Origin of the sequence: Coleofasciculus sp. C1-SOL-03, assembly GCF_040220555.1 — a bacterium.
In the GTDB taxonomy this organism is placed as follows: domain Bacteria; phylum Cyanobacteriota; class Cyanobacteriia; order Cyanobacteriales; family Coleofasciculaceae; genus Coleofasciculus.
Window position 1 is genome coordinate 1 of record NZ_JAVJUO010000004.1, and the last position, 24,323, is coordinate 24,323.

The 24,323-nt window shown below is 45.0% G+C and carries 20 protein-coding genes; 10 read left to right on the forward strand and 10 right to left on the reverse strand.

Annotation, left to right across the window (positions count from 1 at the left end; translation table 11 throughout):
- Positions 1-59: 59 nt before the first annotated feature.
- From RIE73_RS00205 to RIE73_RS00225, 5 genes are all read right to left on the reverse strand, one after another.
- On the reverse strand, positions 60-599 hold the full coding sequence (locus RIE73_RS00205; RefSeq protein ID WP_446399252.1) for an RloB family protein: 540 nt from the start codon (positions 597-599) through the stop codon (positions 60-62).
- A gap of 3 nt (positions 600-602) precedes the next feature.
- A complete protein-coding gene (locus RIE73_RS00210) occupies positions 603-1,898 on the reverse strand; it encodes an AAA family ATPase (protein WP_446399253.1) in 1,296 nt (431 codons plus the stop codon).
- A gap of 250 nt (positions 1,899-2,148) precedes the next feature.
- Entirely contained in the window at positions 2,149-4,254 is a 2,106-nt protein-coding gene (locus RIE73_RS00215; protein WP_446399254.1) for a M3 family metallopeptidase, read from the reverse strand.
- A gap of 365 nt (positions 4,255-4,619) precedes the next feature.
- The gene (locus tag RIE73_RS00220) at positions 4,620-5,051 is read right to left on the reverse strand and encodes an HHL1-like protein (protein ID WP_446399255.1); all 432 of its coding nucleotides are present in this window, start codon (positions 5,049-5,051) and stop codon (positions 4,620-4,622) included.
- Positions 5,052-5,176: 125 nt separating this feature from the next.
- Entirely contained in the window at positions 5,177-5,338 is a 162-nt protein-coding gene (locus RIE73_RS00225) for a hypothetical protein (protein ID WP_446399256.1), read from the reverse strand.
- Positions 5,339-5,619: 281 nt separating this feature from the next.
- Between RIE73_RS00225 and RIE73_RS00230 the strand changes: the two genes are divergently transcribed.
- A complete protein-coding gene (locus RIE73_RS00230; RefSeq protein ID WP_446399257.1) occupies positions 5,620-6,753 on the forward strand; it encodes a LuxR C-terminal-related transcriptional regulator in 1,134 nt (377 codons plus the stop codon).
- A gap of 157 nt (positions 6,754-6,910) precedes the next feature.
- On the opposite strand, the gene RIE73_RS00235 is transcribed toward RIE73_RS00230, so the two are convergent.
- Positions 6,911-7,420, reverse strand: coding sequence for an N-acetyltransferase family protein (locus RIE73_RS00235; RefSeq protein WP_446399310.1), 510 nt, complete (start codon positions 7,418-7,420; stop codon positions 6,911-6,913).
- A 75-nt stretch (positions 7,421-7,495) separates the two neighbouring features.
- Between RIE73_RS00235 and RIE73_RS00240 the strand changes: the two genes are divergently transcribed.
- Entirely contained in the window at positions 7,496-8,797 is a 1,302-nt protein-coding gene (locus tag RIE73_RS00240) for an ArsB/NhaD family transporter (RefSeq protein ID WP_446399258.1), read from the forward strand.
- A gap of 271 nt (positions 8,798-9,068) precedes the next feature.
- Positions 9,069-10,937, forward strand: coding sequence for a PAS domain-containing sensor histidine kinase (locus RIE73_RS00245; protein ID WP_446399259.1), 1,869 nt, complete (start codon positions 9,069-9,071; stop codon positions 10,935-10,937).
- 105 nt (positions 10,938-11,042) lie between these two features.
- On the opposite strand, the gene RIE73_RS00250 is transcribed toward RIE73_RS00245, so the two are convergent.
- On the reverse strand, positions 11,043-12,350 hold the full coding sequence (locus RIE73_RS00250; RefSeq protein WP_446399260.1) for a septal ring lytic transglycosylase RlpA family protein: 1,308 nt from the start codon (positions 12,348-12,350) through the stop codon (positions 11,043-11,045).
- 399 nt (positions 12,351-12,749) lie between these two features.
- Between RIE73_RS00250 and RIE73_RS00255 the strand changes: the two genes are divergently transcribed.
- The 4 genes from RIE73_RS00255 to RIE73_RS00270 all read left to right on the forward strand — a co-directional run bounded on the left by RIE73_RS00255 (position 12,750) and on the right by RIE73_RS00270 (position 16,970).
- Positions 12,750-13,733, forward strand: coding sequence for a pyruvate dehydrogenase complex E1 component subunit beta (locus RIE73_RS00255; protein ID WP_446399311.1), 984 nt, complete (start codon positions 12,750-12,752; stop codon positions 13,731-13,733).
- A gap of 226 nt (positions 13,734-13,959) precedes the next feature.
- Positions 13,960-15,366 (forward strand): protein translocase subunit SecD, encoded by a 1,407-nt coding sequence (gene secD, locus RIE73_RS00260; protein ID WP_446399261.1) that lies wholly within the window; start codon positions 13,960-13,962, stop codon positions 15,364-15,366.
- Between the two features lie 197 nt (positions 15,367-15,563).
- Positions 15,564-16,532, forward strand: a complete 969-nt coding sequence (secF, locus tag RIE73_RS00265) for a protein translocase subunit SecF (RefSeq protein ID WP_446399262.1) — start codon at positions 15,564-15,566, stop codon at positions 16,530-16,532.
- Positions 16,533-16,553: 21 nt separating this feature from the next.
- A complete protein-coding gene (locus RIE73_RS00270) occupies positions 16,554-16,970 on the forward strand; it encodes a hypothetical protein (protein WP_446399263.1) in 417 nt (138 codons plus the stop codon).
- A gap of 153 nt (positions 16,971-17,123) precedes the next feature.
- Here RIE73_RS00270 and RIE73_RS00275 read toward each other — a convergent pair whose 3' ends face one another.
- A complete protein-coding gene (locus RIE73_RS00275) occupies positions 17,124-17,816 on the reverse strand; it encodes a DUF4388 domain-containing protein (RefSeq protein WP_446399264.1) in 693 nt (230 codons plus the stop codon).
- 686 nt (positions 17,817-18,502) lie between these two features.
- Here RIE73_RS00275 and RIE73_RS00280 point away from each other — a divergent pair.
- Positions 18,503-20,422 carry an AAA-like domain-containing protein gene (locus RIE73_RS00280; RefSeq protein WP_446399265.1) on the forward strand — a complete coding sequence of 640 codons (1,920 nt, stop codon included), beginning with the start codon at positions 18,503-18,505 and terminating at the stop codon, positions 20,420-20,422.
- A 673-nt stretch (positions 20,423-21,095) separates the two neighbouring features.
- Positions 21,096-21,278: a hypothetical protein gene (locus RIE73_RS00285; RefSeq protein WP_446399266.1), complete on the forward strand. Its 183-nt coding sequence runs from the start codon at positions 21,096-21,098 to the stop codon at positions 21,276-21,278.
- A 132-nt stretch (positions 21,279-21,410) separates the two neighbouring features.
- Here RIE73_RS00285 and RIE73_RS00290 read toward each other — a convergent pair whose 3' ends face one another.
- Together RIE73_RS00290 and RIE73_RS00295 are read right to left on the reverse strand one after the other, a co-directional pair.
- Complete coding sequence (locus RIE73_RS00290) at positions 21,411-22,001, reverse strand: hypothetical protein (RefSeq protein WP_446399267.1); 591 nt, start codon at positions 21,999-22,001, stop codon at positions 21,411-21,413.
- 543 nt (positions 22,002-22,544) lie between these two features.
- A complete protein-coding gene (locus tag RIE73_RS00295) occupies positions 22,545-23,528 on the reverse strand; it encodes an RNA polymerase sigma factor, RpoD/SigA family (protein WP_446399268.1) in 984 nt (327 codons plus the stop codon).
- Positions 23,529-23,654: 126 nt separating this feature from the next.
- Here RIE73_RS00295 and RIE73_RS00300 point away from each other — a divergent pair, with 126 nt between their 5' ends.
- A complete protein-coding gene (locus RIE73_RS00300) occupies positions 23,655-23,828 on the forward strand; it encodes a hypothetical protein (protein ID WP_446399269.1) in 174 nt (57 codons plus the stop codon).
- Positions 23,829-24,323: the final 495 nt, after the last annotated feature.

The following is a 24,323-nucleotide window of genomic DNA, read 5'->3' on the forward strand; positions in this document are numbered from 1 at the left end:
ATCGTTGTCCTGGGAGTATCTTTCTCACGCTAGGTGCTAGGTTTTTTACAAATCCTGTCTTATTTTCTTGCACAACAGCCGCAGAACAACTGCCTCAAAGCCTTGAAATATAAGGGTTTCCGACTTGTGCAGCAAGCCCTATTTAACTGCTCGATCACTTGTTTGCAATTTTCAAAGGGACTACTCGTATAGCGGAAATGGAGTAAAAACCAAAACTCAAAACAGGGAATAGACAGAATTGGCTTAATTGTGTAGCGTGAATAGCCATGAGCGTCATTTTTAGCTTCTTGATATTCTGGTCTATCCCCATCAAATAGGCAAAATACTTCATCATATTTTGGCTTGCCCTTCTTTTGATTATCTCTCTGGTTTGCTTCACAGAGCTTAATAGCATTTTTCACGATATCGACGCAAGAGCCACCAGAACCTGAAGCTACCTTTATAGTAGTTGTCGGTAATTTTAAATCCTCTTTTAAATCAGAAAAATAATTGTATTCTGTTTCTTGACCTTCAACAACAATAAGAATGAATTTCTTTGGTTGCCTAGACGATTTCTTTCGCTTTAGTTCTCGATCAGATTTTCCTCGCTTCTTTGGCATACCTTAAATATTGAGTCCACCGATAAATGGAATAGCTCCATATCGACCTTTTAAATAACCTTTTTGTAGGGATTCATCCTCACAAGGCTGGAATTCTACCAATGAGTATAGCTTGGTCATACTTTTGTCTTTTTCTGTAAACCATATCTGATCGGGACGGAAAATTTCTCCATCGAGAAGACTCGTATCATGAGTTGTGAATATTAATTGAGCCTGGTTTTTATTGATTTCTGGATTATTAAACATTCTAGCTAATGCTGTTGCCAAAATTGGATGTAGGCTTCTATCCAGTTCATCTATGACTAAAGAACATTTTCCCTTCTGAAGAACATCTAGTAATGGTTGAGCGAGTTCAAATAAACGTTTAGTGCCTTCAGATTCGTCCTCCAAGTTAAGTGTTATTTGTTCAGAATCCATGGTTCTATGGATAATTTTAACATCGGGAACTTCCATGTCTTTGAATTGTTCCCAATAAGAAAATGGGGTGTTCTTTATTGCTTTTTTGCCCTCAGATGCTGAAGGAAAAGGGCGCATCTCTATTTTTATATCTGATATATCAAGATCGGCTTGAATCAGAATGTTAACGACTTTTTTGCAAAACTCTTTGTCTTGTTCACATCTATCAGCAGTGTATAATCCCGAAAAATACGGGCTAATTAGTGGGCTGATCATATTTAAGTTTTCTTCAAACCAATCAAATAAATTTGTTAATTGAGGGTGGTTATTTTGTGCAGCATGAGAGAGGAATAAGGAATTGGAACGCACAAAATTTTTAATTCGTTCTTTTTCTCCTTTTAATCCCGCGCCAAACGACCATTCATAACCATCATCTGCCTGGAAGTCTGGATTGTCTGGCTTATAAGTACGAGAGAACCAAGTCTGGGCACGTTTTTTGGGATAGGCAAGTAGCCATTCTTCATAAACTCGGTTTTCGTCTAAAGTCAGTCCATATTCATAACGAATTTGATTATCTATAAAAATAACTTCCAAGTCCGTAGGTCGCTTTTGACATTCAGCATCAAGTAAAAAGGGTTGAATATCAAACTTATCACCCTTTTGCATTCGAGAGGCTGAACTAACCACAATATTCCGTAATGTCTGCATGGCTCGCAGTAAATTACTCTTACCAGAGGCATTCGCCCCATAGATGACAGCACTGGTGAGTAAGTGTAGATCCTTCGTCTTCGGCATAGGGAAGCTATTACTACTGAGCATCGCTTCATCTTCAGATGCCACCATACTGAAGGTTTGCCGTTCTTTAAATGAACGATAATTTTCTACACTGAACTCAACCAGCATAACTGATGTCTCACTTCATTAACTATTGAGTCTCATTCAAACATTACACTATGGAATTATAGCGGTTCTTCTACAGGGTACAAACAAATTATGGATTATATGTAGGGGCGCACCGACGTGCGCCCTTCGGATATAAATAAACAGTGGAGTAAAGGGCGACCCGATCCAATTAAATGGAATAGAGTTTTTGATTAATGCAAGCGGGTCGCCCCTACAGGGTGGTTTCGCGATCGCACCAGACCCAATTTCGTCAAGACGCCGCCACTAATCCACTATGACGCAGTAACGGTTCCGTACTCGGTTCCCGTCCTCGGAATTGCTTGAATACCTCCATCGGTGGTATACCACCGCCTAATGCCAGTACCGTATCCCGATACCGCTTTCCTGTATCCGCCACAGCCGTTTCATTCTCTAAACCGACTTCCTCAAAGGCGGCGAAGGCATCCGCACTCAAGACTTCTGCCCATTTATAACTGTAATACCCAGCCGCATAGCCGCCCGCAAAGATATGGGAAAAGGCACAGAGGAAGGAATCTTCCGGTAAGGGTTGTAACACGGTGGTGGTTTTGGCAATCCGGTGACGGACATCACTGGGACTTTCTTCCCCACCGGGCTGATAACGGTGGTGTAGTTCGATATCCACTAAACTAAAGTGCAATTGCCGTAACATGGCACTACCACTCATGTAAGTCCGGGCTGCCAAGAGTTTCTGATAATAATGTTCGGGTAGGGATTCCCCGGTTTCGTAGTGCTTCGCCATTCCCATCAGCGTGGGGCGATCGTAACACCAGTTTTCCATAAACTGGCTGGGTAGTTCTACGGCATCCCATTCCACATTATTAATTCCGGCTGCACTAGCATAATCCACTTTGGTGAGCATGTGTTGCAACCCGTGACCAAACTCGTGGAATAGGGTTTCGACTTCACCAAAGGTCATTAAACTGGGTTTACCATCAATCGGTGGCGTTTGGTTGCACACTAAATAGGCAACAGGTAAGCGCGTTGTTGTTGTCCCTGCTTCCGTGAGTTTGGCACGCCCCACACAATCGTCCATCCAAGCGCCTCCACGCTTCTCAGCGGGACGACTGTACGGGTCTAAATAGAAAAACGCGATCGCACTTCCTGTTTCATCGGTAACTTGGAAATAGCGGACATCTTCATGCCAGACGGGGGCTTGTCCATCCGCAGGCGTAACTGTTACCCCAAACAGTCGCTTGATTAAGCCAAACAAACCATCCAGCACTTGAGGTAACGGAAAATAAGGACGCAATTCTTCAGCACTGAAAGCAAACTTTTCTTCCCGTTGACGTTCTGACCAAAAGCTGATATCCCAGTGTTTCAACTCATTGGCTTCGGGGACACCTTTAGCCGCCGCAAATTCTTTCAACGCCTCTAAATCCTTAACCGCCGCATCGTAACTAGCACCACGCAGTTCTTCCAGTAATCCCTCCACCGCCTCAACATTCGGTGCCATTTTGCTGGCAAGGCTTAATTCAGCATAACTGCTAAACCCTAACAGCTTTGATTTTTCTTGACGCCGTTCTAAAATCCGCTCAATCAGGGGACTGTTATCCAACTCCCCAGAAGAGGCGCGGCTGACAAAGGCTTTATAGAGTTTCTCGCGCAAGTCCCGACGGGTACTGTGCTGCATGAACGGGATGTAACTGGGATAGTCCAGCGTGATCCGCCAGGGACCCTCTTCCGGAGTCGCCTTTTCTTCCCCAGCAGCACGGGCGGCTTGAGCAGCTAAACTCTTTAAGCTAGGGGGTAAACCCTCGACCTCGTCTGGACGGGTTAGGGTCATGCTAAATGCCTTGGTTGCATCTAGGACATGGTTGGAGAACTTCGTGGATAGTTCCGCCAACTCCATCTGAATTTGATTGAAGCGTTCCCGCACTTCTCCTTCAAGTCCGACACCCGACAGTTCAGCATCTCGAATGGCAGCTTCTACGATGCGTTTTTGGGCTGGCTCTAAGCTACGCCATTCATCCCCATCCTGCAAGGCTTTAAAGGCTTTGTATAAGGGTTGACTTTGGTTAAGCCTGTTGATGAATTGAACGACTTTGGGTTGAACCGTTTCGTAAGCCTCACGCAGTTCCGGGCTATTTTTCACCCCCATCAAATGACCCACGATGCTCCAACTCCACCTGAGGCGTTCTGTCAATGCTTCTAGGGGTTCCACTAAACCGTCCCAGGTTGGTATTACCTTTTCTTCTAGGGCGGTTAATTCCTGCTCGAGTTCAGCTAATAGCTGCGTCATCGCAGGCACAATATGTTTAGGTTCAATTTGGTCAAAAGGAGGGAGTCCCTTGCCACGGCGTAATGGATTCTCAGTCACAGTTGGATTGGCAATCATGAGTCGTATCGGGTTACAAAATCAGACTGAAACAGCATGTAATGGTGATCCAAGGCAAGCAGCTATTGCCGCTTGCCTTGTATCAAACTAACGCCTGAAGCTTCCCTGGGGAAGCGGTGAGGCGCGAAAATTAAATAATTAGCAAGAATATTTTTTGACGTCAGTGATCCTTATCATCGTGAAGATTAATTTGAATGGTAGGAGGCAAAGATTGAGTTTATGCCTCAGTAGTGGCGTGACCCAGCTAAAATAGGGCTTTGTTTGTAGTCAGCACTTTAGTGTTCTAACGCATAGCTGGAGAGGGCTAAAGCCCTCACTACAAGCTTCCTCTGCTCCCCCTCAACACAAGACTTATTCAGCAAACCCTACTTACGCTGGAATACCGATGAGAAACGTTCTTTAACTTGGCTGACAGTGGATTGAATCAAATTCCCTGGTGTTGCTTGGGGACGAGTTGCCACAACGATGGGTTCATCTTTAAACTCTTTGAGTCGATGACCATATTCCAACTCGCTTTGGCGCTTCCGCAGTTTGGGGAATAGCCGAAATATTCCTTTGAGTAACTCCTCTTCTTGCTGAAATAACGCCTGGTTGATTTGACTGCTGCGATTCACTGCCATTGAGCCAGCCGGTAACCAGTTTTGCTCTCCCTTAATCCGGACATAAATATTGAACTCCGGTAATCCCGACTTTTGCATTTGATCATACTTGCGGGAAGCGGCTGCCCGTTTGACTTTGTTTTTCTTGGCTTTGTGCTGTTTGGGTTGGACTTTGCCAAAGCCGAGTTGGGTGGTCATATTACGTTACTCCGATAGTGTCTTAACAAAAGTTTACATCATTCTCAGGAAACTTGTGCCGCCAACGTTTGCTGATGAGTCTGAAATACAGACACCGCATATAGCACTATGCATTGAGGTTAGGACTATAAAATTGGGTGAAAAGGCAACAGGCAATAGGCAATAGGCAATAGGCAATAGGCAATAGGCAATAGGCAATAGGCAATAGGCAATAGGCAATAGGCAATAGGCAATAGGCAATAGGCAATAGAGAAATGTCCTAACGTATCCCCGTAGGTGCTATACAAGAAAGGGCGCACGTCGGTGCGCCCCTACAGATAAAAGGGAATTTTGGTGAAAAATTTAGTATTTTCTCAAAGAATTACAAAAATTGCGGTGATTATGCCTCATAAGAGCGCTTTTTGTGCTATAATTACCTAATTTAACCTCCGAAGAATCAAAATTAGCCTACTTTTACCAACCAACAGGATACACTCAGATTTTTTCTTCCTGGCAGACTCAGACACTGGGAAACTGAGCCAGAATTCATCAAAATAAAAACAAACCCATCTAATTTGCATGAGCGAGCATGAACCGTTGGCAGTTTACCGAAGCCTTTGAGGGATTGACACCACGACGCAGGCAAGTGCTGAAATTGCTATTGGCTGGCGTTTCGGATCAGGATATCGCTCAATCGTTACATATTGAAACATCAACGGTGAGAAAACACGTTGAGAATATCTGTTCAGCTTTTGGGCTGAGAAATGAGTTTCCTGATGAACGGCGTTCTAAACGAGGAGAGTTAATTGCGCTGTTCGCTAAATATCAACCTGAACTTGTAACCCGGCAAACCTTGAGTGTGAGTCACCAAAGGTCATCTGAAGTTGTAGATGATGATAATCGCAAGATAGTCAGACACGACGATACAGAAATTCGGGTGACGAGTGAAGTGAGATTAACGGTTAAAGATGTGTCCGATTCTCTATTGAGCAACCGTGATATCTTTATCCTGATTGATCAGAGTGGTTCTATGGTGAGAAAGGATGAAGATACCGGAAATCAAACTCGGTATGAATATCTAGCAGAAGTTGTGGAAGGACATATCGCCGCCATTCTGTCAGTCAGTTCTGAATTAGGGACTAAAGCGGATGAAACCATTACTATGAAGCAGGAGGAATTGGCTGACAATCGCGTTTCGGTTTACTTCTTCAGCCGGGAACGAGTCAAACCCCAACCCATTGTGATTAACGATGCCTCCCAGGTTTGGAAGCTGTTTGTCAAAAACCAACCCAAAACTAAAACCTTTGTTGCGCCGACTTTAAATCATTGTGTTAATACTTGGTTAACCGAAGGGAAACCCAATGGCAAAGGAGCATTTTTTATTATTTATACCGATGGTCAGTTTGATGATGAAGAGGTCTTTGTTCGATGTATTGCTTCAGCTTGTACCAAAATTGACGATCATAAAGATATCAAGTTTTTTGTTTTGGGATTAGGGAAAGATATTGATATTGAACATTTTTTGGCGTTAGACTTTAATGTTAATCAGACGATGAAATTTAATATTTTTGTCTTTGATTTAGTCAATGAAGTCGATGATATTATTGAGCTTTTACAACGCCAGCTTACTGATGACCCGTATCTAGCATTTCCGGATTGGGTCAGAATTCGCCATCCTGATTTAGTTGAGAAGGTTATGCAAGGGAACAAGGAACAGGGGTGATGAGGGAGATGAGGGAGATGAGGGAGATGAGGGAGATGAGGGAGATGGGGAAGCTGGGGAAGCTGGGAAACAAAATTTCTATAGCCCATTACCCTATTCCCTGTTCCCTGTTCCCTATTCCCTGTTCCCTGTTCCCTAACAAATGACAAATGACGAATCAACCAACTCGACGTCCCATAATTACTAAATCACGCTCAATGTGTCCCATATCCGCTATTTGAGGTAAATAACCCCAGCGTTGAAAGCCATGTTTTTCAAACAAGTGCAGGCTGGGTTGGTTGTGAGCAAAGATTAAGGCAACTAAGGTATTGAGTCCTAATTTGGGACTCTGGTTAATGGCGCGTTGCAGCAATTGTTGTCCTATCCCTCGACGCCGAAAATCGGGAGACACATAGACGCTAAGTTCAGCCGTAGCATGGTAGGCTGGGCGGACTAAAAAAGCCTGAAAACTGAGCCATCCAGCAATTTGACTTGTAGAATTAGATCGTTCATGGCAGTCCATGACCCAAAGAGGATATCGGGTTGGTGTATGTTCTTGATACCAACTGATACGACTTTCAACTGAAATCGGTTCTAGATCGGCGGTGGCAATGCGACTGGGAACAGCCGAATTGTATATATCCACGATCGCGGGCAAATCTGCCTCAGTGGCGTCACGGATATACATTAAGGCAGGATTAGGGCTACAAATCATAGAATATTGGTGCTAAAGGGTCATCTGCAATGAAACAGGCTTCTTTTTGTGGCACTATTGATTTTTCTGTTCACGCTCCTCTTGATTGTCTGGCATCTGCAAGGATTGGGCATTGGATTGGATACATTGACAGGGACGATGTTTACCCCGGTTAACAGTGTGTCCTTGACAGAGGTGCTTACGGTTAGTGCAACGGTGGGAAACACGATCCTCACGTTAATTGCCCTGCTCATTCTGTGCCGGATTCTAGATCACGCCGGATTATGGCGCAGGTTAGCGCTACAGCTAGCGGTTTTGGGGATCAGTCAAGGACGTCTACTTTTCCTTTTATGCAGCCTTTTGGGGGCATTGGGAACGATTGTTTTGACTAATGTGGGTATGGCATTAATCTGGATTTCTCCAGTGATGGAGATCCTGTGTTTACTACGCCTCAGGGCGAAAACCGTGTTCGCTGTTGTCTTTACGGTTAGTTTTATCACTGAAGCAGCTAGCTTATTGTTCCCTGTGAGCAATCCGGTCAACCTGCTTGCGGTAAACTATAGCGACATTTCAGGGTTTCGCTATATTCTGGTGATGACCCCGGTGACATTCGTCGCGATCGCAACCAGTTTAGCGAGCTTCTGGTTCTACTTCCATCGGGACATTCGATGCACCTACAAACTCACTCACCTGCCGCTACCCCACCAAGCCATTCGTGATCCGTTGGTTTGCCGATGGGGTATGGTTATTTTAGCCAGTCTACCTCTGGCATACTGGATTGCCCAAGACCATACTCTGCCGACTTGGATCGTTGCGGCGATCGCAGCGTTGATTCTGCTAGGATTGGCAGGACGCTGGTTTTACCCCAATACCACGCCAATTATTTCTGTGGGCAACGTTTGGCAGGAAATTCCCTGGCGATTGATTGGATTTAGCCTCCTGATGTATGGTGTCGTCCTAGGTTTAGGTCAAATTGGCATGAGTCATGTCATCACCCATCAGCTAGAAGCCCTCTCCAGTTGGGGATTAACCTTGACAGCCATCGGCACAGGTTTTCTGGCTACTGGGCTGTCAAACTTATTTCAAAATTTACCCACGGTGTTGCTAAATGCCGTAGCTATTTCCGACACAACCACTGATCCAGCGATTCGCGAAGTGATGGAGTATGCGAATGTGATTGGATGTACTCTAGGTGCCAAAATTACGCCTCTGGGTAGTTTATCCACGTTAATTTGGTTCCAGGTTTTAGCGCGTCAAGGGTTACGCCTACATTGGTTGTACTCTATTCGCCTGAGCCTAATTCTGACGTTACCCATTTTATTTCTCAGCTTACTGAGTTTAGCTCTATGGCTTCCCTGGCTGATTGTCTAAGTTTTGATTTGTCTTTTGTCTTTTGAATTGAGAGAATAAAGCTAGCGATAAAAGTCCAAAAGCTTTATCATTACTCAAGGGTGTATCTGCTTGCCTGACCACGACAGCGTTTGAAAAAAATAGATAGACTTCAGACGTCTAGCTGTTATTCGGCTTTTCCAGATCACATAGCGACTCTGCCAAGTCGGTTTAGGTATTTGAGAGACCTGTAGTATCATTTTGAGTTTCTCTCACTCACATAATTGAGTCTCATCAATCCGGTAAGTAATCGATGATCATCCAAACAGCAGAACCCCCTATCCCTAAATCTCAGGGAGATACAACACAAAAGCACCATGCGTTTTGTAGCAATCAAGACAAATTTTTAACCCTGACCCTCGATTTGTTTTTCATTGCCAGTCCTGATGGCTATTGGCAGCAAGTTAACCCAAGGTGTGAGCGAATCTTGGGATATAGTAGCCAAGAATTTAAAGCCCGCCCCTGGATTGAATGGGTGCATCCAGAGGATCAGCAGATGACCTTGAAGCAACTGCAAAAGCTGAGGGACTGTGAGGAAATCGTCTCCTTTGAAAATCGCTACCGCTGCAAAGATGGCTCCTATAAGTGGCTGTTATGGAACATCACCTTATGTCACACGCAGAACCAAATTTATGCGGTTGCTCGCGATAACACCCAACGCCGGGAAGCTGAAGCCGCACACCGGGAAAGCGAAGAACGGTTTCGTTTATTGGTCGATGGCGTCAACGACTACGCCATTATTATGCTCGATCCACAGGGTAAGATTGTAAGCTGGAATCCGGGTGCCGAGAGAATTAAACAATATCGCGCCGCAGAAATTCTCGGTCAACATGTCCATTGTTTTTATACCCCTGAAGATATCGCCCAAGGACAACCGGACAAGTCCTTAAAAATAGCCGCACAGCAAGGTCGTGTGGAAGAGGAAGGGTGGCGAGTGCGTAAAGATGGCTCCACCTTCTTCGCCAATGTGGTGATTACTGCCCTACGCGGAGAAGACGGACAATTACGGGGTTTCGCTAGGGTAACACGAGACATTACCGAACGCAAATTTGCTCAGGAAACCTTAAAACAAACCAATGATGAGTTAGAAAAACGAGTTGCAGAACGCACGGCTGAACTGTTGCAAATTAATCAACGGCTGAAACAAGAGATTGCTCTGCACCAACAAACTGAAGCCGCCTTGGCAGCCGAAACCCACTATGTCACAGATTTATTACAGAAGTTGCAACAAACTCAAACCAAACTGATTCATACCGAAAAAATGTCAAGTTTGGGGCAAGTAGTGGCCGGGGTTGCCCATGAAATCAATAATCCGGTCAGTTTTATTTACGGCAATATCGATTATGCCATCTGTTATCTGCAAGACTTAATGCATTTAGTCGAACTCTATGGCATTCACTATCCTCAACCTGTTGCCGATATTCAGCAACAAATTACAGACATTGATCTAGATTTCTTGATGGCAGATATGCCCAAGCTATTGGCTTCAATGAAGGTGGGAACTAACCGGATTCGGCAGGTGGTTTTATCCCTACAGAAATTTCTCAAAGCTGATCAAAATGAAATGAAGCCAGCCGATCTGCATGAAGGACTGGAAAGTACTCTGCTCATTTTACAACATCGGCTGAAACCCAGCGTTGAACATCCGGAAATTACTGTGATTAAGGACTATGGTACATTGCCTCCAGTTGATTGTTATGCAGGACAGATTAATCAAGTGTTTATGAATTTGCTGACCAATGCTGTAGATGTATTGGAAACCTCAGGTGGAGATACTCCTCATCACATCAAAATCAGCACTGAGGTTCAGGAGATTAGTATTAAGAAACCTGGCGCGAGTTATTGCCAAAACGTACCTCATGCGGTGATTCGGATTGCCGATAATGGTCCGGGGATGAATCAAGATGTCTGCCAAAAACTTTTTGAGCCATTTTATACGACAAAATCTGGGGGCAAAGGAACAGGATTGGGTTTATCGATTAGCTATCAAATTATTGTAGAACATCATGGGGGTCAGTTAACCTGTCGATCTCAACCGGGTATCGGATCAGAGTTTGTTATCGCGATTCCGATTACTCAAATAACGACCAGGCGTCCTGAATTGTCACTTGCGCCAAGTTAAGTAGTAAGTAGGTGGACACAATTAAAGTTAACGGTTGAGATTAGGGAACAGGGAACAGGGAACAGGGAACAGGGAACAGGTAAGGTAGATTTTAGGTTAACTTTTTCATCTTCCTTGTTTCTTTAATTCCCAATACCCAATCTTTTCGCGTGGTTTCATCAGTGTCGCTTCAAAGGGAATAACTCCGACCTTTTCACTCTGAAGCGAACGAGCGGCTTGTCGGGATAAATCTAGGGTTCTTCCGGGAATATAAGGACCGCGATCATTAATGCGAACAATCACACTCTGACCATTGTCTACATTTTTGACTTTTAAATAGGTATCAAAGGGTAACGTCGGATGAGCCGCCGTCAGATCATGCTGATCGTAAAGTTCCCCAGTCGCCGTGTATCGACCATGAAAATAGGGTCCATACCACGAGGCTATGCCTTCAATCGTCGTCGGGGTTTCCACTAAGTTATACATCTGCTGTTGGGCATCTGCCACACTTAAGGGTGATTGTCCTAAGGCTAGGCGCAAATTATTTGCCCATTCAATTGCCAGAAGTTCTCGATGCTGATCTAAGTCTTTGGTTAAGCTATCATCCACTTTAAATAATAAGCGATCGCCTGCTTTCACTACAGGTATTCCATCAGACAACATAGCTCGTACCGATGCATTCATCTCAGATACATCAGATGCGTTACAGAACAACAGCGTGAGATTTTTCGCCATCTGTTCAGCCTGCTTTTGAGTCGGCAATTGGGCGATCGCTCGTCCTTTCACCACAACCTGGAATTGCTGCTTTTCCGGTACATCTGCTGATTTTTTCTTCCTTTGGGTATATTGCAAAAAGCCTCGTTTTACTCCTCTTGCTTGACTCTTTTTTCTGCCGCGAGTCCCGGTTTGAGCGAGTGGACGGATCAGGACAACCTCTTCAGTCCAGGTTTTATCGTTTGATTCAGCCGATTGACCCCACGAAAACAAATTCTCGATCAGTTTCCAGATTTTCTGGGGTAAACTTATGTCGGAGAGATGTCCTGAAGTTGATGAAGCATGATAGGTGGATTGGGATTTACCCCGATCATGGGGAGAATCTGACTTGGCGGGACAGGTAACCGATTCAGCTGTGTCCCGAAATGGATGAGTTCCGACAGTAGCAGTTTGGGCGAAGGGAAAGGATAAACTGCCTAAATCCGCAGTGAATCCTGACTTAGCAAATGTCGTTACTGGAGACGGGTTAGACCAGACGTCTGAATAAACTGGAGCGGAAAAAAAACGAGAAGTTGGTTGTTCGAGTGGGCTGTTAACAACGGATAAAACTTTAGCAGGCAAAGCATTGGCAATATAATCGGGTACTCTTAATAGACCTTGGCTGGATGCCAGCAAACAGCCCACCCAAGATGTTGTCCAAACTAATCCGAAAAAAGTCATGATATTGAATAATCCTACCGTAGAATGCACTGCCGAGACTCATACCGCCATTCAGTATACAGACATCTGTAGTTTTCTGCTCATTTTTAAATCGTCGGACACAACGTCGGACACAATGAAAGACAAGGGAACAGGCAACAGTAAGATTTATTGCAAGTACGTAGAAGTATCGGCATCCTGATGATTGATTACCTTGCTGTTTTAGCATACACAAAATTCATGGCGCTGGCTTATTAATAGGAAATTCTAATTGATGGAATTTTAATTTATTAATTAATAAAACCTAATTCGTCATTTGTCCTTGGTTCGCTCCCCTGCACCTCCACTCCCCAGCCCCTCTGCTTCCCCTGCGGCTTATGCAATGCTAGGATGACATTTGCCACGTCTGGTGAGGTATTGATGGCAGAAACACTTTTCTTTAATGCGTTGCGTGCGGCTATTGATGAAGAAATGGCTCGTGATGACACGGTATTCGTGCTTGGTGAAGATGTGGGTCACTACGGTGGCTCCTACAAAGTGACCAAGGATCTGTATAAAAAATATGGTGAACTGCGAGTTCTGGATACTCCTATTGCCGAAAATAGTTTCACTGGTTTAGCCGTGGGCGCAGCGATGACAGGGTTGCGACCAATTATTGAAGGCATGAATATGGGCTTTCTTCTCTTGGCATTTAACCAAATTGCCAATAATGCTGGGATGCTGCGTTACACGTCTGGCGGTAATTTCAAAATTCCCATGGTGATTCGCGGACCCGGTGGCGTAGGACGTCAGCTTGGGGCGGAACATTCTCAACGCCTAGAAGCCTATTTTCAAGCGGTTCCGGGTTTAAAGATTGTCGCCTGCTCAACTCCTTACAATGGCAAGGGATTGCTCAAAGCGGCGATTCGGGATGATAATCCGGTTTTGTTCTTTGAGCATGTTCTGCTCTATAACTTAAAGGAAGATTTGCCAGATAAAGAGTATATCCTGCCGTTGGATAAAGCCGAGGTTGTCCGAGAGGGCGAAGATGTCACCATTCTCACCTACTCGCGGATGCGTCACCATGTCACCCAGGCGGTGAAGTCTCTAGAGAAAGAAGGGTTTGATCCAGAGGTAATTGACTTGATTTCTCTGAAGCCCTTGGATTTTGAAACCATTGGCGCCTCGATTCGCAAAACCCATCGGGTGATTCTGGTGGAAGAATGTATGAAAACTGGCGGTATTGGGGCGGAGGTGACGGCATCAATCAATGATCGGTTTTTCGATGAACTAGATGCTCCTGTCTTGCGGCTATCCTCCCAAGATATCCCTACTCCTTATAATGGTACTCTGGAAACCTTGACCATTGTTCAACCCCAACAGATTGCTGAGGGAGTAAAAAAGATGCTGGCACTTCAGATCTAACTCAGATCTTGCACCACTCACCTTAAACCGCCTTGGGTTTAAACCCAAGGCTAAAAGCTCAAGTCAGCTAAAGCTGACTGGATAGGGATTTCGCTCTACTCAGCGTGGACAGTAGCTCGCTTGTCAAGACGTTGAGTTCTTGGCGGATGGGGGGGCTTACTGAAAATGGTGCAAGATATGAATATAAACAGATTAAGATAGCATTTGTTGCGGCGAGTCATAAGTTATGCAAAGACAGCGTTCGTTAGTAGCCCTGATTCTAGTCCTGATCATTCTGGCAATTGTGGTGCTGGTGAAAATTCCTCTCCAGCAGGGACTTGATTTGCGGGGTGGTGCCCAACTGACAATTCAGGTGAAAACCACAGAGGAGATTACCGAAATTGCGCCGGATCAGTTGGAGGCTGTTAAAACTGTGGTTGACCGTCGCGTGAATGCTCTCGGTGTTTCTGAATCGCAAGTGCAAACCATTGGCTCAGATCAAATATTGGTACAACTCCCCGGTGTGAATGATCCGCAACAGGCGGAACGGGTGCTAGGGGGAACCGCACAACTGGATTTCCGCAAGCAAATACCAGGAACAGAACCCCAGCTTCAGATTGAGCAACAGTTGCGTCAGGAATTGCTATTTGAACAAGCCGCCCTCCTGGAAAGTGAAGAGAATGGTGATCCAGAGGCGATCGCCGAAAATCAAGCGGCTTTGGAACGCTCAGACGCCGCGATCGCAGAATTGTTTGAGAAGACAAATGTAACCGGGAAAAACCTCCAAGATGCCTTCGCGCAACCGAATCAAACGGGTAATGGTTGGCAAGTTGCGATCCGTTTTGATGCTGAAGGGGGACAGGGATTTGCGGAACTGACGAAAGATTTGGCAGGTACTGGACGCAGTATTGGGATTTTCTTGGATGACTCCTTGATCAGCGCCCCCACCGTGGGTCCAGAATACGCGGAAACAGGGATTAGTGGTGGTAGTGCGGTGATTACCGGGAATTTTGATGTGCAACGGGCGAGTGACTTAGCCGCTCAACTCAAAGGGGGTTCGTTACCGTTACCTGTGGAAATCGTAGAAAATCGCACCGTCGGTGCTACCTTGGGACGAGATAGTATTCAAGACAGCATTTATGCCGCGATGGGCGGTTTAATTTTAGTCTTGGTGTTCATGGGCATCTATTATCGTCTCCCCGGTTTAATTGCGGATGTGGCGCTGAGTATCTACGCCCTACTCACCCTAGCCGCTTTTGCCCTAATTGGTGTCACATTAACCCTTCCTGGAATTGCTGGGTTTATTCTCAGTATTGGCATGGCGGTGGATGCGAATGTGCTAATTTTTGAACGGACGCGAGAAGAGTTACGCGAGGGGAAAACTCTGTATCGCTCTGTGGAATCAGGCTTTTATCGAGCATTCTCCAGCATTTTGGACTCGAACCTCACCACGTTGATTGCTTGTGCGGCTCTATTTTGGCTAGGGTCCGGTTTAGTTAAGGGCTTTGCCGTTACCCTAGGGATTGGAGTGGTGATCAGTCTGTTTACGGCGGTTACCTGTACTCGCACATTCATGCTGTTGTTGGTTTTAGGATTTCCTGGGGTACGCCAGAAGCCGCAACTGTTTTGTCCGAATCTGTCACCGTCTCAGTGAGGGGGTGATCGGGTGATCGGGTGATCGGGTGATGGGGTGAGGGGGAGATAGGGTGAGGGGGAGATGGGGTGATCGGGTGATCGGGTGATGGGGAAGATGAGGAAGTTAACTCAAAACTCTACCTTACCTGTTCCCTGTTCCCTGTTCCCTGTTCCCTGACGAATGACATAAGACGAATGACGAATGACAAATGACAAATGACCAAATTTAGTGTAATCAAACAGCGATCGCTCTGGTGGATAGTTTCCGCCGTAATCATCTTGGCGGGTATCGCTTCCATGGCGATTTCCACGGCACAACTAGGAGCGCCTTTGCGTCCTGGTCTTGATTTTGTCGGTGGTACACGCCTACAAGTTGAACTCGATTGTACTGTACCCGGTAACTGCGACGAACCGATAGACCTAGCAGAGGTGCGTGAGATTCTCAATGAACAGGATCTGGGTAATAGCACGATTCAGCGCATCGGTGCTGAACAACAAGGGTTGACGATTCGCACCAAAACCTTGGATGTTGAACAACGCAGTCGGTTACAAAAAGCCCTCAGTGAAAGGGTTGGAGAATTCGATCCAGCCGCGACTCAAATTGATACGGTAGGTCCGATCATCGGACGGCAGTTATTTACATCCGGTTTACTGGCTTTACTCGTCTCCTTTGCTGGGATTTTGGTCTACCTCTCGTTCCGGTTTCAGTTTGACTATGCGTTTTTGGCGTTTATCGCTTTACTTCACGATATCCTGGTCACGTTGGGCATTTTCTCTATTTTGGGTTTAGTCCAAGGTGTAGAGGTCGATAGCCTTTTTGTTGTCGCCCTATTGACGATTATTGGGTTTTCTGTTAACGACACAGTGGTTATTTATGATCGCATCCGGGAAGTGATTGCCAAGCATCCCGACCAACATATTGATCAGATTGTTGATGATGCGATTAATCAAACCCTTAGCCGATCCATTAATACCACGTTAACCACCATACTGACGTTGGTGTCTATTTTCCTATTTGGTGGAGAAACCTTAAAATATTTTGCCCTAGCCCTAATCGTGGGGTTTATAGCAGGTGCATATTCGAGTATTTTTATTGCCAGTACCCTATTAGCATTGTGGAGAGAACGTACAGGTCAAACCCAAGCCACCCAGGTTATCGAAGCTGACTTTTTGGACAAAGCATAATTGGAATTGTCTTTAACTATAATGGAGCCGTTAGATACTCAGACTTCTCACACTACTCCAGATCACCTTGAGCCAACAATACGGGTAAAAATTCAGCGACTTCATCAACTTACGGTGTATGGTCGTTGGTTATTCGTGGGTATTCTTTGGATTAGTGTCGCGCCGCTGAGTCTCTGGGGTTGGCGGTATGAGTTGTCGTTGTTGCAAGAACATTTTACCTGGTCAGGTCTACGGTACAGTATTGCATTTAACCGTTTACCAATTTTGGGTCTAGCTATCTGTGTGGGGATGACAACGGCGGTTTTAGTGTGGCAAAGTCGCAACATTTTATTCGGAATTCCGCCTGCTGAAAAGCAACGTTTAGCACATCAGGTGCGTCGGATTTGTCATCAGGGTCCGAGTCATCCTCTGTGGAAATGGGTGTGCGATCGCACTTAAAATTTTGTCATTGGTCATTGGTCATTGGTCATTTGTTGAAGATGTTTTGCACTCTAATCGGGGCGGGTTTTGTGATATTAGGGTGACAAGCAAACGTTAATAGTAAAACCCGCCCCTACAACTGTCAATAATTCTTCCTCATCTCCCTCAGTGTCACCTACTGACACATTGAAACCTCCCCGATACCATCATTGTGGCTTGGGTTGCGGATAGACTTAAACCTGTCATTTCCAGTGCAGGTAGAACCGCTTTCAATTCAAATTTAAACTCAGCATCCTTGAGTTGAAATAGGGGAACAAGTTGCTCTATGATTTGAATCTCAAAGATTTGTTCAAGTTGGGCGCTATCCAAAACGCCATGACTTTTCAGCCATAACCCTAAAGGTTGATGATTTAGGGAGCAACGTTGTAATAATTTGCTCAACACGCGATCGCTTACCCATTGATCTCGCCGAATCAGGGATATCAAACCCCTTCTATCGAACCGATTAGCGGCGGCGACAATTCGACCTTGAGCGATCCAAATGTAGTAATTAGGAAAATGTTGAATATATAAGGGAGGGTTTATCTGCTGTTGTTTTGTTACCAGAGGTAACCGTTGTTCACAACTCGTCCTGACTGTCTGTTGAGACGTGCCATGGCGTGTTTTGAGGGTTAACTCCCTATTGTTATCTTTTTCCTTTCCGGTGTCTCCTCTAACGCCTAGGTTTGACTGCAACGTTATCTCAGATGCGACGCGGACAGCGCTGAAGGGGCGAATCGCGAGTACACCTGTTTTCCGCCCTTGTTCGAGCCACTGAAAAATCGCTGGTAGAGGAAAATCGGTTAACGTGCCTTGAGTACTCATTTTTTTATCCTGATAACTAGCAAGTGTAAAGTAGAATTTTGAATCTTGACCAAGTTGGGATTCACCCCAAAGTTTACCACAATGATTGTCCACTATTTTGTAATCCAGAGCTAATCCAATTCCTATTCATGGATACTCCTGTTTACTAAGTAGTCAAGCACAACAAAACGGTACTGTATTAATTTTTACAATTTGCCCTCAAATCCTTACTATTTCCTATTCCTTACTGTTCCTAATCTTAACCGTTAACTTTAATTGTGTCCACCTACTTAAATGAGCTTGTCGAGTTCAAAATAAGCAGGTTTATAGAATCTGTAAATCGTTATTCTGTGCGTCTCAATCTTTTCCTTCTCTGTTTCTTAAGCGAGAATTATTTCCGTTTACATTATCCTGCTTTTTTAAGTTTTCCATGACAAGTTTACTCTTGTGGATATCAAAGTTAAAAGATGTGTTAAATACAACAAAAAAATTGTTTTATTAGTTCAATTAGATAAAACAATCTGTTACGGTTTCACTCTACTGAGCCCCTTTTGCCGTGGCTGTTGGATAGTGTCCTAGAATTTCCACTCTGAATGTTCCCAATTCACCCCAAGTAGTCTTTTTGTTGGAAAATGTTGGTTTTTGTCAATCTGTCTATTAGAATAAATGTAGAGTACCTGAGTGAATTCAACGTATAATGATACTCAATGAATAGTACAGACGCGCTAGCTATCCTGAGTGCAATGCTTCGTGATCCGCCACTGAGTAATATTCAAGAACAAGTCTTTCACCTGACTTGGCAAGGGTTAACTTACACGGAAATTTCGGCGAACATTGGATATGAAGAGAGTTATATTCGAGATGTTGGTGCTAAACTTTGGCAACGCCTTTCTCAGATTATTGGAGAAAAAGTTACTAAAAATAATATCAATACAGTCGTTGAACACTATATTATTAACCGTAACCAAGCTATCTCAGCACCTTTGCCTCTAAGCCACTCAAGTTCTACGATGTTAAACCAAACCCGAACCCCTGATCGGTTAGAATTCCCTGGCAGTCCCCTGCCCCTTAACTCAGAATTTTACATCAATCGCCCCCCTGTAGAAGAACTTGCTTATGCGGAAATTGGCATACCGGGCAGTATCATTCGCATCAAAGCGCCCTCGAAGATGGGGAAAAGCTCTCTGCTGCAACGGATTATCGCTCACGCTAAGGCGCAAGGCTTCCGCACCGTTAATCTTGACTTCCAGCAAGCGGAGGAATCAGTTTTTGTCAATCTGGATAAATTCCTGCGCTGGTTCTGTGCGAATGTCGCTCGCCAGTTGCAGCTTCCCCCGAATTTGGATGACTATTGGGAGGAGGATATTGGCAGTAAAGTTAGCTGTACCTTCTATTTACAAGGATATGTGCTAGCGGAAATTGATACGCCGATTCTGCTGACATTGAATGAAGTGAATCGGCTGTTAGAGTATGACAAAATCGCCAAAGATTTTATGCCGTTAATGCGTTCTTGGCATGAAGAAGCCCAACTAGATCAGGGGTTTCAGCAACTGCGCTTTGTCGTGGTGCATTCAACGGAAATTTATACATCATTAAATATTAATCAATCTCCTTTTAATGTGGGGCTACCCCTGGTTTTACCAGAATTGACGTTAGAGCAAGTGCAGGAATTAGCCCATCGTTATCAACTCGATGGGATGGATGAGTCTCAAGTCGCCGACTTAATGGCAATGGTGGGAGGACATCCTTATCTAATTCAACTGGCACTTTATAACCTGCGTTACGCTAATCTCAGCTTACCGCAGTTATTAGAAGAAGCACCAACCCTGGCAGGAGTCTATAGTCATCATTTGCGGCGTCAATTCGCCACCGTGGAAAAGAATCCGGAGTTAGTCGCGGCGTTGCAACAGGTGGTTATGGCAACAGAGAGTGTGCGTCTCGATGCGATCGCTGCGTATAAATTAGAGAGTATGGGTCTGATTACACTCCGGGGAAATCAGGCAACAATTCGCTGCGAGTTATATCGGCGTTATTTGAGGGAACAACTCTCCTTGGAATCACCCCCTGATCCGCGTGTTGGACAGTTAGAGCAAGAGAATCAACAGTTAAAATATTTATCAAGAATTGATGACTTAACCAGGCTGGCAAATCGGCGCAACTTTGACGATCATCTCGCTCAAGAATGGCAGAGATTAGCGGAAGAAGAGGTTCCCCTGGCGCTGATTTTAGCGGATATTGATTTTTTCAAGCTGTTTAACGATGCGTTTGGTCATCTGACGGGAGACTTTTGTTTAGAGCAAATCGCCCAAGCGATTCGAGAGTGCGTCAAGCATCCAGAGGCTTTAGTTGCCCGTTTTGGCGGGGAGGAATTTGCCATAATCGTGCCGAGAATGGAGAGGGAACAAGCGGTGCAATTAGCAGAGCAAATTCGAGAACGTGTCAAAGCCTTAAATATTTCCCATGATCCCTATCGGATGTGTGGCTATTCATCAATTATTACTCTGAGTTTGGGTGTGGCTTCAATGATTCCCCATCCAGAGAGTGATCCTTTAAATCTAGTGCAGATGGCTGATGAAGCACTGTTTGAGTCGAAACGACAGGGACGCGATCGCGTGACGTTCAGATAAAGACGTGAAGATGGCACATCTGTCAATTGTAGGGGCGGGCGCGAGCCACTCAATCTTGGATCTCATCAATAACATTTGCCGCAAAACCCGCCCTGACTAACCTCAAAACCAGGTTCCTCAAACTCTTACAAATAACCAATAAGACAAATGACGATCACCGCCGTTTTCCATTGCGCCTAGGTATTTACATTCGCCAAGGGCGGGTTTTGAACTCACCTGATTATCAATCGCCAGACAAACGTCCTGAAACCCCCCCTGCATACATTCGCCAAGGGCGGGTTTTGAACTCACCTGATTATCAATCGCCAGACGAAAGTCCCTAAACCCGCCCCTACACCTATAATTACGGCTTTTCATTTTAGCCAGTTAAGATTTGATTTTTGTTGACAAGATGGCTAGGGTGTAGTATAGAGTTTGGGCGCGATCGCCTAAATGCTCCTGTTGGCAAAGTCGAAAAAACCTATTCCCCAACACCCTTGGAACTTTCTGCGCCATCATGAAGTTGTAGGGGCGGGTTTAGGGATCAATCGTCATGGTTTCCCCCAACTGGAGTACAAAACCCGCCCTGCCTCTAAATCGGGCTTGCTGCATTAAAGTGGCGTGGTACAGCAATCCCTAAATCTCATTCATCATCCAAAATGGAATATAGCGTTGTCATTAGATAGAGTTACCCATGAACATCCCTACTGCCCTAGTCAATGAACTGAAGCTCTACCTCAAACACCGAACCGACAATGGTGATCTAGAAGCGCAAACCTTGTTGACTCAAATCGAACAGTTTACGAACTCACCCACAGCCACAGAGGAACAAGCCTTATATTCCCAACCGCCAGAGGGATTAGAGGTAGGGTGTTAAAATGAATGCCACTGACTGGTATGCTGGTGGGCAATGCCCACCCTACGGTATATTAAAGGTTTCGGCGATTTCCTAATGCTTATTTCAGTGCCATTCGTGTTAAGATTTTCGTCATTTGTCATTTGTCCTGGGTTAGAGCAAGTTTTCCCGACAGATATTCAACATCCGCTGATCATTCTCACTCAGTTGACCCACAGGTTGATACTGATCAAGCTTAACGGTGTAGGGATAGGTTAAGGATTCGTAAGTGCGGTCTAAATTTAGCTGGCTCCCCCTCGCCGCTACTGAGGTTTGTTGCTGATTCTCAATAGTATGAGCTAAAGCAGTTTGATCGTAGGGGTTGACAACTCGGAGATTCATCTGTTTAGATTCTAGAGTGCCATGAAAACAGCTAAATTCAGAGTGAGGTAAGTAAAGTGCCCCAACTAGCTTTCCTTCATTGGCTTGAAATACAATATATTCTTGACCAATCTGATTCGGTTGAGACGATTGACCGTAGAGGTACGTGCCATCTGGGATAGACCTGGCTGAAGCGGATACAGTAGATGGATTTGTTTCTCCTGTAGAGTCCACGGTTTGCTTGAGTTGTTGAGCGGCGGCGATGGGTCTACTAGAGACATTCATTGTTAGTCCTACCGTAAGTAGTAACCCGGTTAGGGGTAAACGCCAAGAAAAAGACGGTTGACGTTGGGACTGAAAAAACTCAATGAATCGGCTAATCACCGTGGTTACCTCCTTTAAAATAATATCGAAACACCCTTAAAAAATTTGGAATCCTAGCACACAGTTGGTAGCCGCCCTAATTTGTTAAAGTAGATTTACGCTAAAGTAGACGTTAACAAGCATTCTTACTTTCTATCTAACCTTGAACCTGTATCAGGTTTGCCCTGCGTTTATCCGGTTTTTCAACCGTCACAGCTTGTATGGGCAAAATTGCGCGGGTTTGTATTTGGATTGCAGTATTCATCTCTCTCTAGTTAAACAATAAGGGATGATGCTTAAGTGGTGATTCCCTCGAAGGAATGAAAGTGAACTTATCCAGTAGAAGGTTTTTCTACGGACATAGTATTTTCAGCAGCTTCAATCGCTAGTCTGGGGATTACTTAAGAAATTAATATTTTTTTACAAAAAAAAAGTGGTAGCGTATTTGGCTACCACTCAATAGCTTCATAGCTTAGATATTAGGAAACAGTATCTTTGAATACCTTCCTAAACTTAGCGTAGGGGATGCCAGCGTTGATGGCGAAGACAGCGCAACTACAAACCTTAACTGGCTATGTATTCTCGCACAGTGGCATGGCGTCGTCTGAGTTGGGCTAAGGCTTGATGTTCTAACTGGCGTACTCGTTCGCGACTGAGATTGAGTCTCTGTCCGACTTTTGCCAGAGAGAGTTCATTCCCATCTTCTAAGCCAAAGCGCAGTGCTAAGACTTCCCGTTGTTGGGGGGTTAATTCTGCCAAGAGATTATCTAAATCTTGGCGCAGGGATTCCTGGGTGGTGTAATGAACCGGCGTCGGTCCACTATCTTCCAACAGATCAGATAATTCGGTATCTTGGTTATCCCCTACCCGCACATCCAAGGATACGGGTTGACGGGCGATGCTCAAATATTCGCGAATTTGCGACGGTTCTAACTCTAACTCTTGACCAATCTCAGTGGGTGTCGCGTTCCGCCCCAATCTCTGAGACAGTTCCCGTTGCACTTTCTTGATCTTATTCAGCTTTTCGGTAATGTGAATCGGTAACCGAATCGCACGGGCTTGTTGGGCGATCGCACGAGTAATGGCTTGACGAATCCACCAGTACGCATAAGTGGAGAATTTATACCCTCGCGTGGGATCAAATTTCTCCACGCCTCGCTCTAATCCCAGGGTACCTTCCTGAATCAAATCCAGGAATTCCATGTTACGCTTCTGATACTTTTTGGCGATCGCTACCACTAGGCGCAGATTCGCTTCAATCATTTTGCGCTTGGCTCGCGTTCCCTGGTTTATAATTTTCTTAAGGGCTGATTCCTCTAAATCAACGTGATCTGCCCACTCCTGCATCGTCGGTTCGCGCTCTAAGGTTTCCGCTAAGGCATCTTTTGCCTCCAAGAGCGGCATCATCTGCTGCACTTGCTTACCATAGACAATTTCTTGCTCATGGGTCAGTAGTGGCACGCGACCGATTTCGTGCAGATACGTGCGAACCATATCTGCCGAAAATGTGGGCTTGGTCGTTTTGGGTTTGGTGTTAACAGTGGGCATCTGTGAGTAGTGACTCCGTAAACGAGCAATAAATCTGTCGCGGATTTTGACCTCAAAAGCAAAAGCTATAGCCATCTCTCACCTTGAGGATACGTGCGCGAAGCGGTTGTTCACATCTACTAAAAGATGTATAGACTCCTACCTGTATTGAGTTGGGTAGGAGATCTCACCGTAGATCAGGAGTTAAAGGGATTGACTCAGTTAATTGTCTCTTCGTTGATTCTGCGGCGTTTCCCAGCTTTCTCTAGGCTAGGAACAGGGCGAATGCGAAGTCAGTATGAGTTTGCCTTAACTCTATAGTATTACACCTTTAGACGACGGTAAAGAGGTAAAGGTTCAACATTTCCCAAAAATGATCCGGGTGTCGCATCTGCTACTTTTCCTCCTGACACCGATAGGGTCTAACAGGTTGACATTCTCTCCTAGTTACTATCATCACCTACAACACCGAGAAATGAATAGGGTGGAATCGGGGAAATAACCGAACTGAATGGGGGACAGATATCCTCCCAATCTAGTGCTGTGCGGTTAAAGGGAGTTGGGGGAACTTATCCTTGATTTTTCCTCCCCTACCAAATCCCCTCCTATCCTGTTCAGACCTATCCTGTTCAAATGACAAAGATTTTTGTAATGCAACTCAATCCAACTCAATAGCAATAAGCTAGCAATTATAGCAGAAATGAAGGCGAAATCCAAGGGTTTATGTCAAACTCTTATCATTTGTCTTTAGTCATTTATCTTTTGTTATGCCAAATCGACGGAAGGAACCCCCTTTTGAACTTAGGGACTTTTTCC

Coding starts and splice junctions, on each gene's coding strand:
- RIE73_RS00300 (WP_446399269.1), top strand. CDS start 23,655: ATGTATAGACTCCTACCTGTATTGAGTTGGGTAGGAGATCTCACCGTA.
- RIE73_RS00215 (WP_446399254.1), bottom strand. CDS start 4,254: ATGATTGCCAATCCAACTGTGACTGAGAATCCATTACGCCGTGGCAAG.
- RIE73_RS00280 (WP_446399265.1), top strand. CDS start 18,503: ATGAATAGTACAGACGCGCTAGCTATCCTGAGTGCAATGCTTCGTGAT.
- RIE73_RS00220 (WP_446399255.1), bottom strand. CDS start 5,051: ATGACCACCCAACTCGGCTTTGGCAAAGTCCAACCCAAACAGCACAAA.
- RIE73_RS00235 (WP_446399310.1), bottom strand. CDS start 7,420: ATGTATATCCGTGACGCCACTGAGGCAGATTTGCCCGCGATCGTGGAT.
- RIE73_RS00210 (WP_446399253.1), bottom strand. CDS start 1,898: ATGCTGGTTGAGTTCAGTGTAGAAAATTATCGTTCATTTAAAGAACGG.
- secF (WP_446399262.1), top strand. CDS start 15,564: ATGACCAAATTTAGTGTAATCAAACAGCGATCGCTCTGGTGGATAGTT.
- RIE73_RS00205 (WP_446399252.1), bottom strand. CDS start 599: ATGCCAAAGAAGCGAGGAAAATCTGATCGAGAACTAAAGCGAAAGAAA.
- RIE73_RS00285 (WP_446399266.1), top strand. CDS start 21,096: ATGAACATCCCTACTGCCCTAGTCAATGAACTGAAGCTCTACCTCAAA.
- RIE73_RS00270 (WP_446399263.1), top strand. CDS start 16,554: ATGGAGCCGTTAGATACTCAGACTTCTCACACTACTCCAGATCACCTT.
- RIE73_RS00245 (WP_446399259.1), top strand. CDS start 9,069: ATGATCATCCAAACAGCAGAACCCCCTATCCCTAAATCTCAGGGAGAT.
- secD (WP_446399261.1), top strand. CDS start 13,960: ATGCAAAGACAGCGTTCGTTAGTAGCCCTGATTCTAGTCCTGATCATT.
- RIE73_RS00250 (WP_446399260.1), bottom strand. CDS start 12,350: ATGACTTTTTTCGGATTAGTTTGGACAACATCTTGGGTGGGCTGTTTG.
- RIE73_RS00255 (WP_446399311.1), top strand. CDS start 12,750: ATGGCAGAAACACTTTTCTTTAATGCGTTGCGTGCGGCTATTGATGAA.
- RIE73_RS00230 (WP_446399257.1), top strand. CDS start 5,620: ATGAACCGTTGGCAGTTTACCGAAGCCTTTGAGGGATTGACACCACGA.
- RIE73_RS00295 (WP_446399268.1), bottom strand. CDS start 23,528: ATGCCCACTGTTAACACCAAACCCAAAACGACCAAGCCCACATTTTCG.
- RIE73_RS00275 (WP_446399264.1), bottom strand. CDS start 17,816: ATGAGTACTCAAGGCACGTTAACCGATTTTCCTCTACCAGCGATTTTT.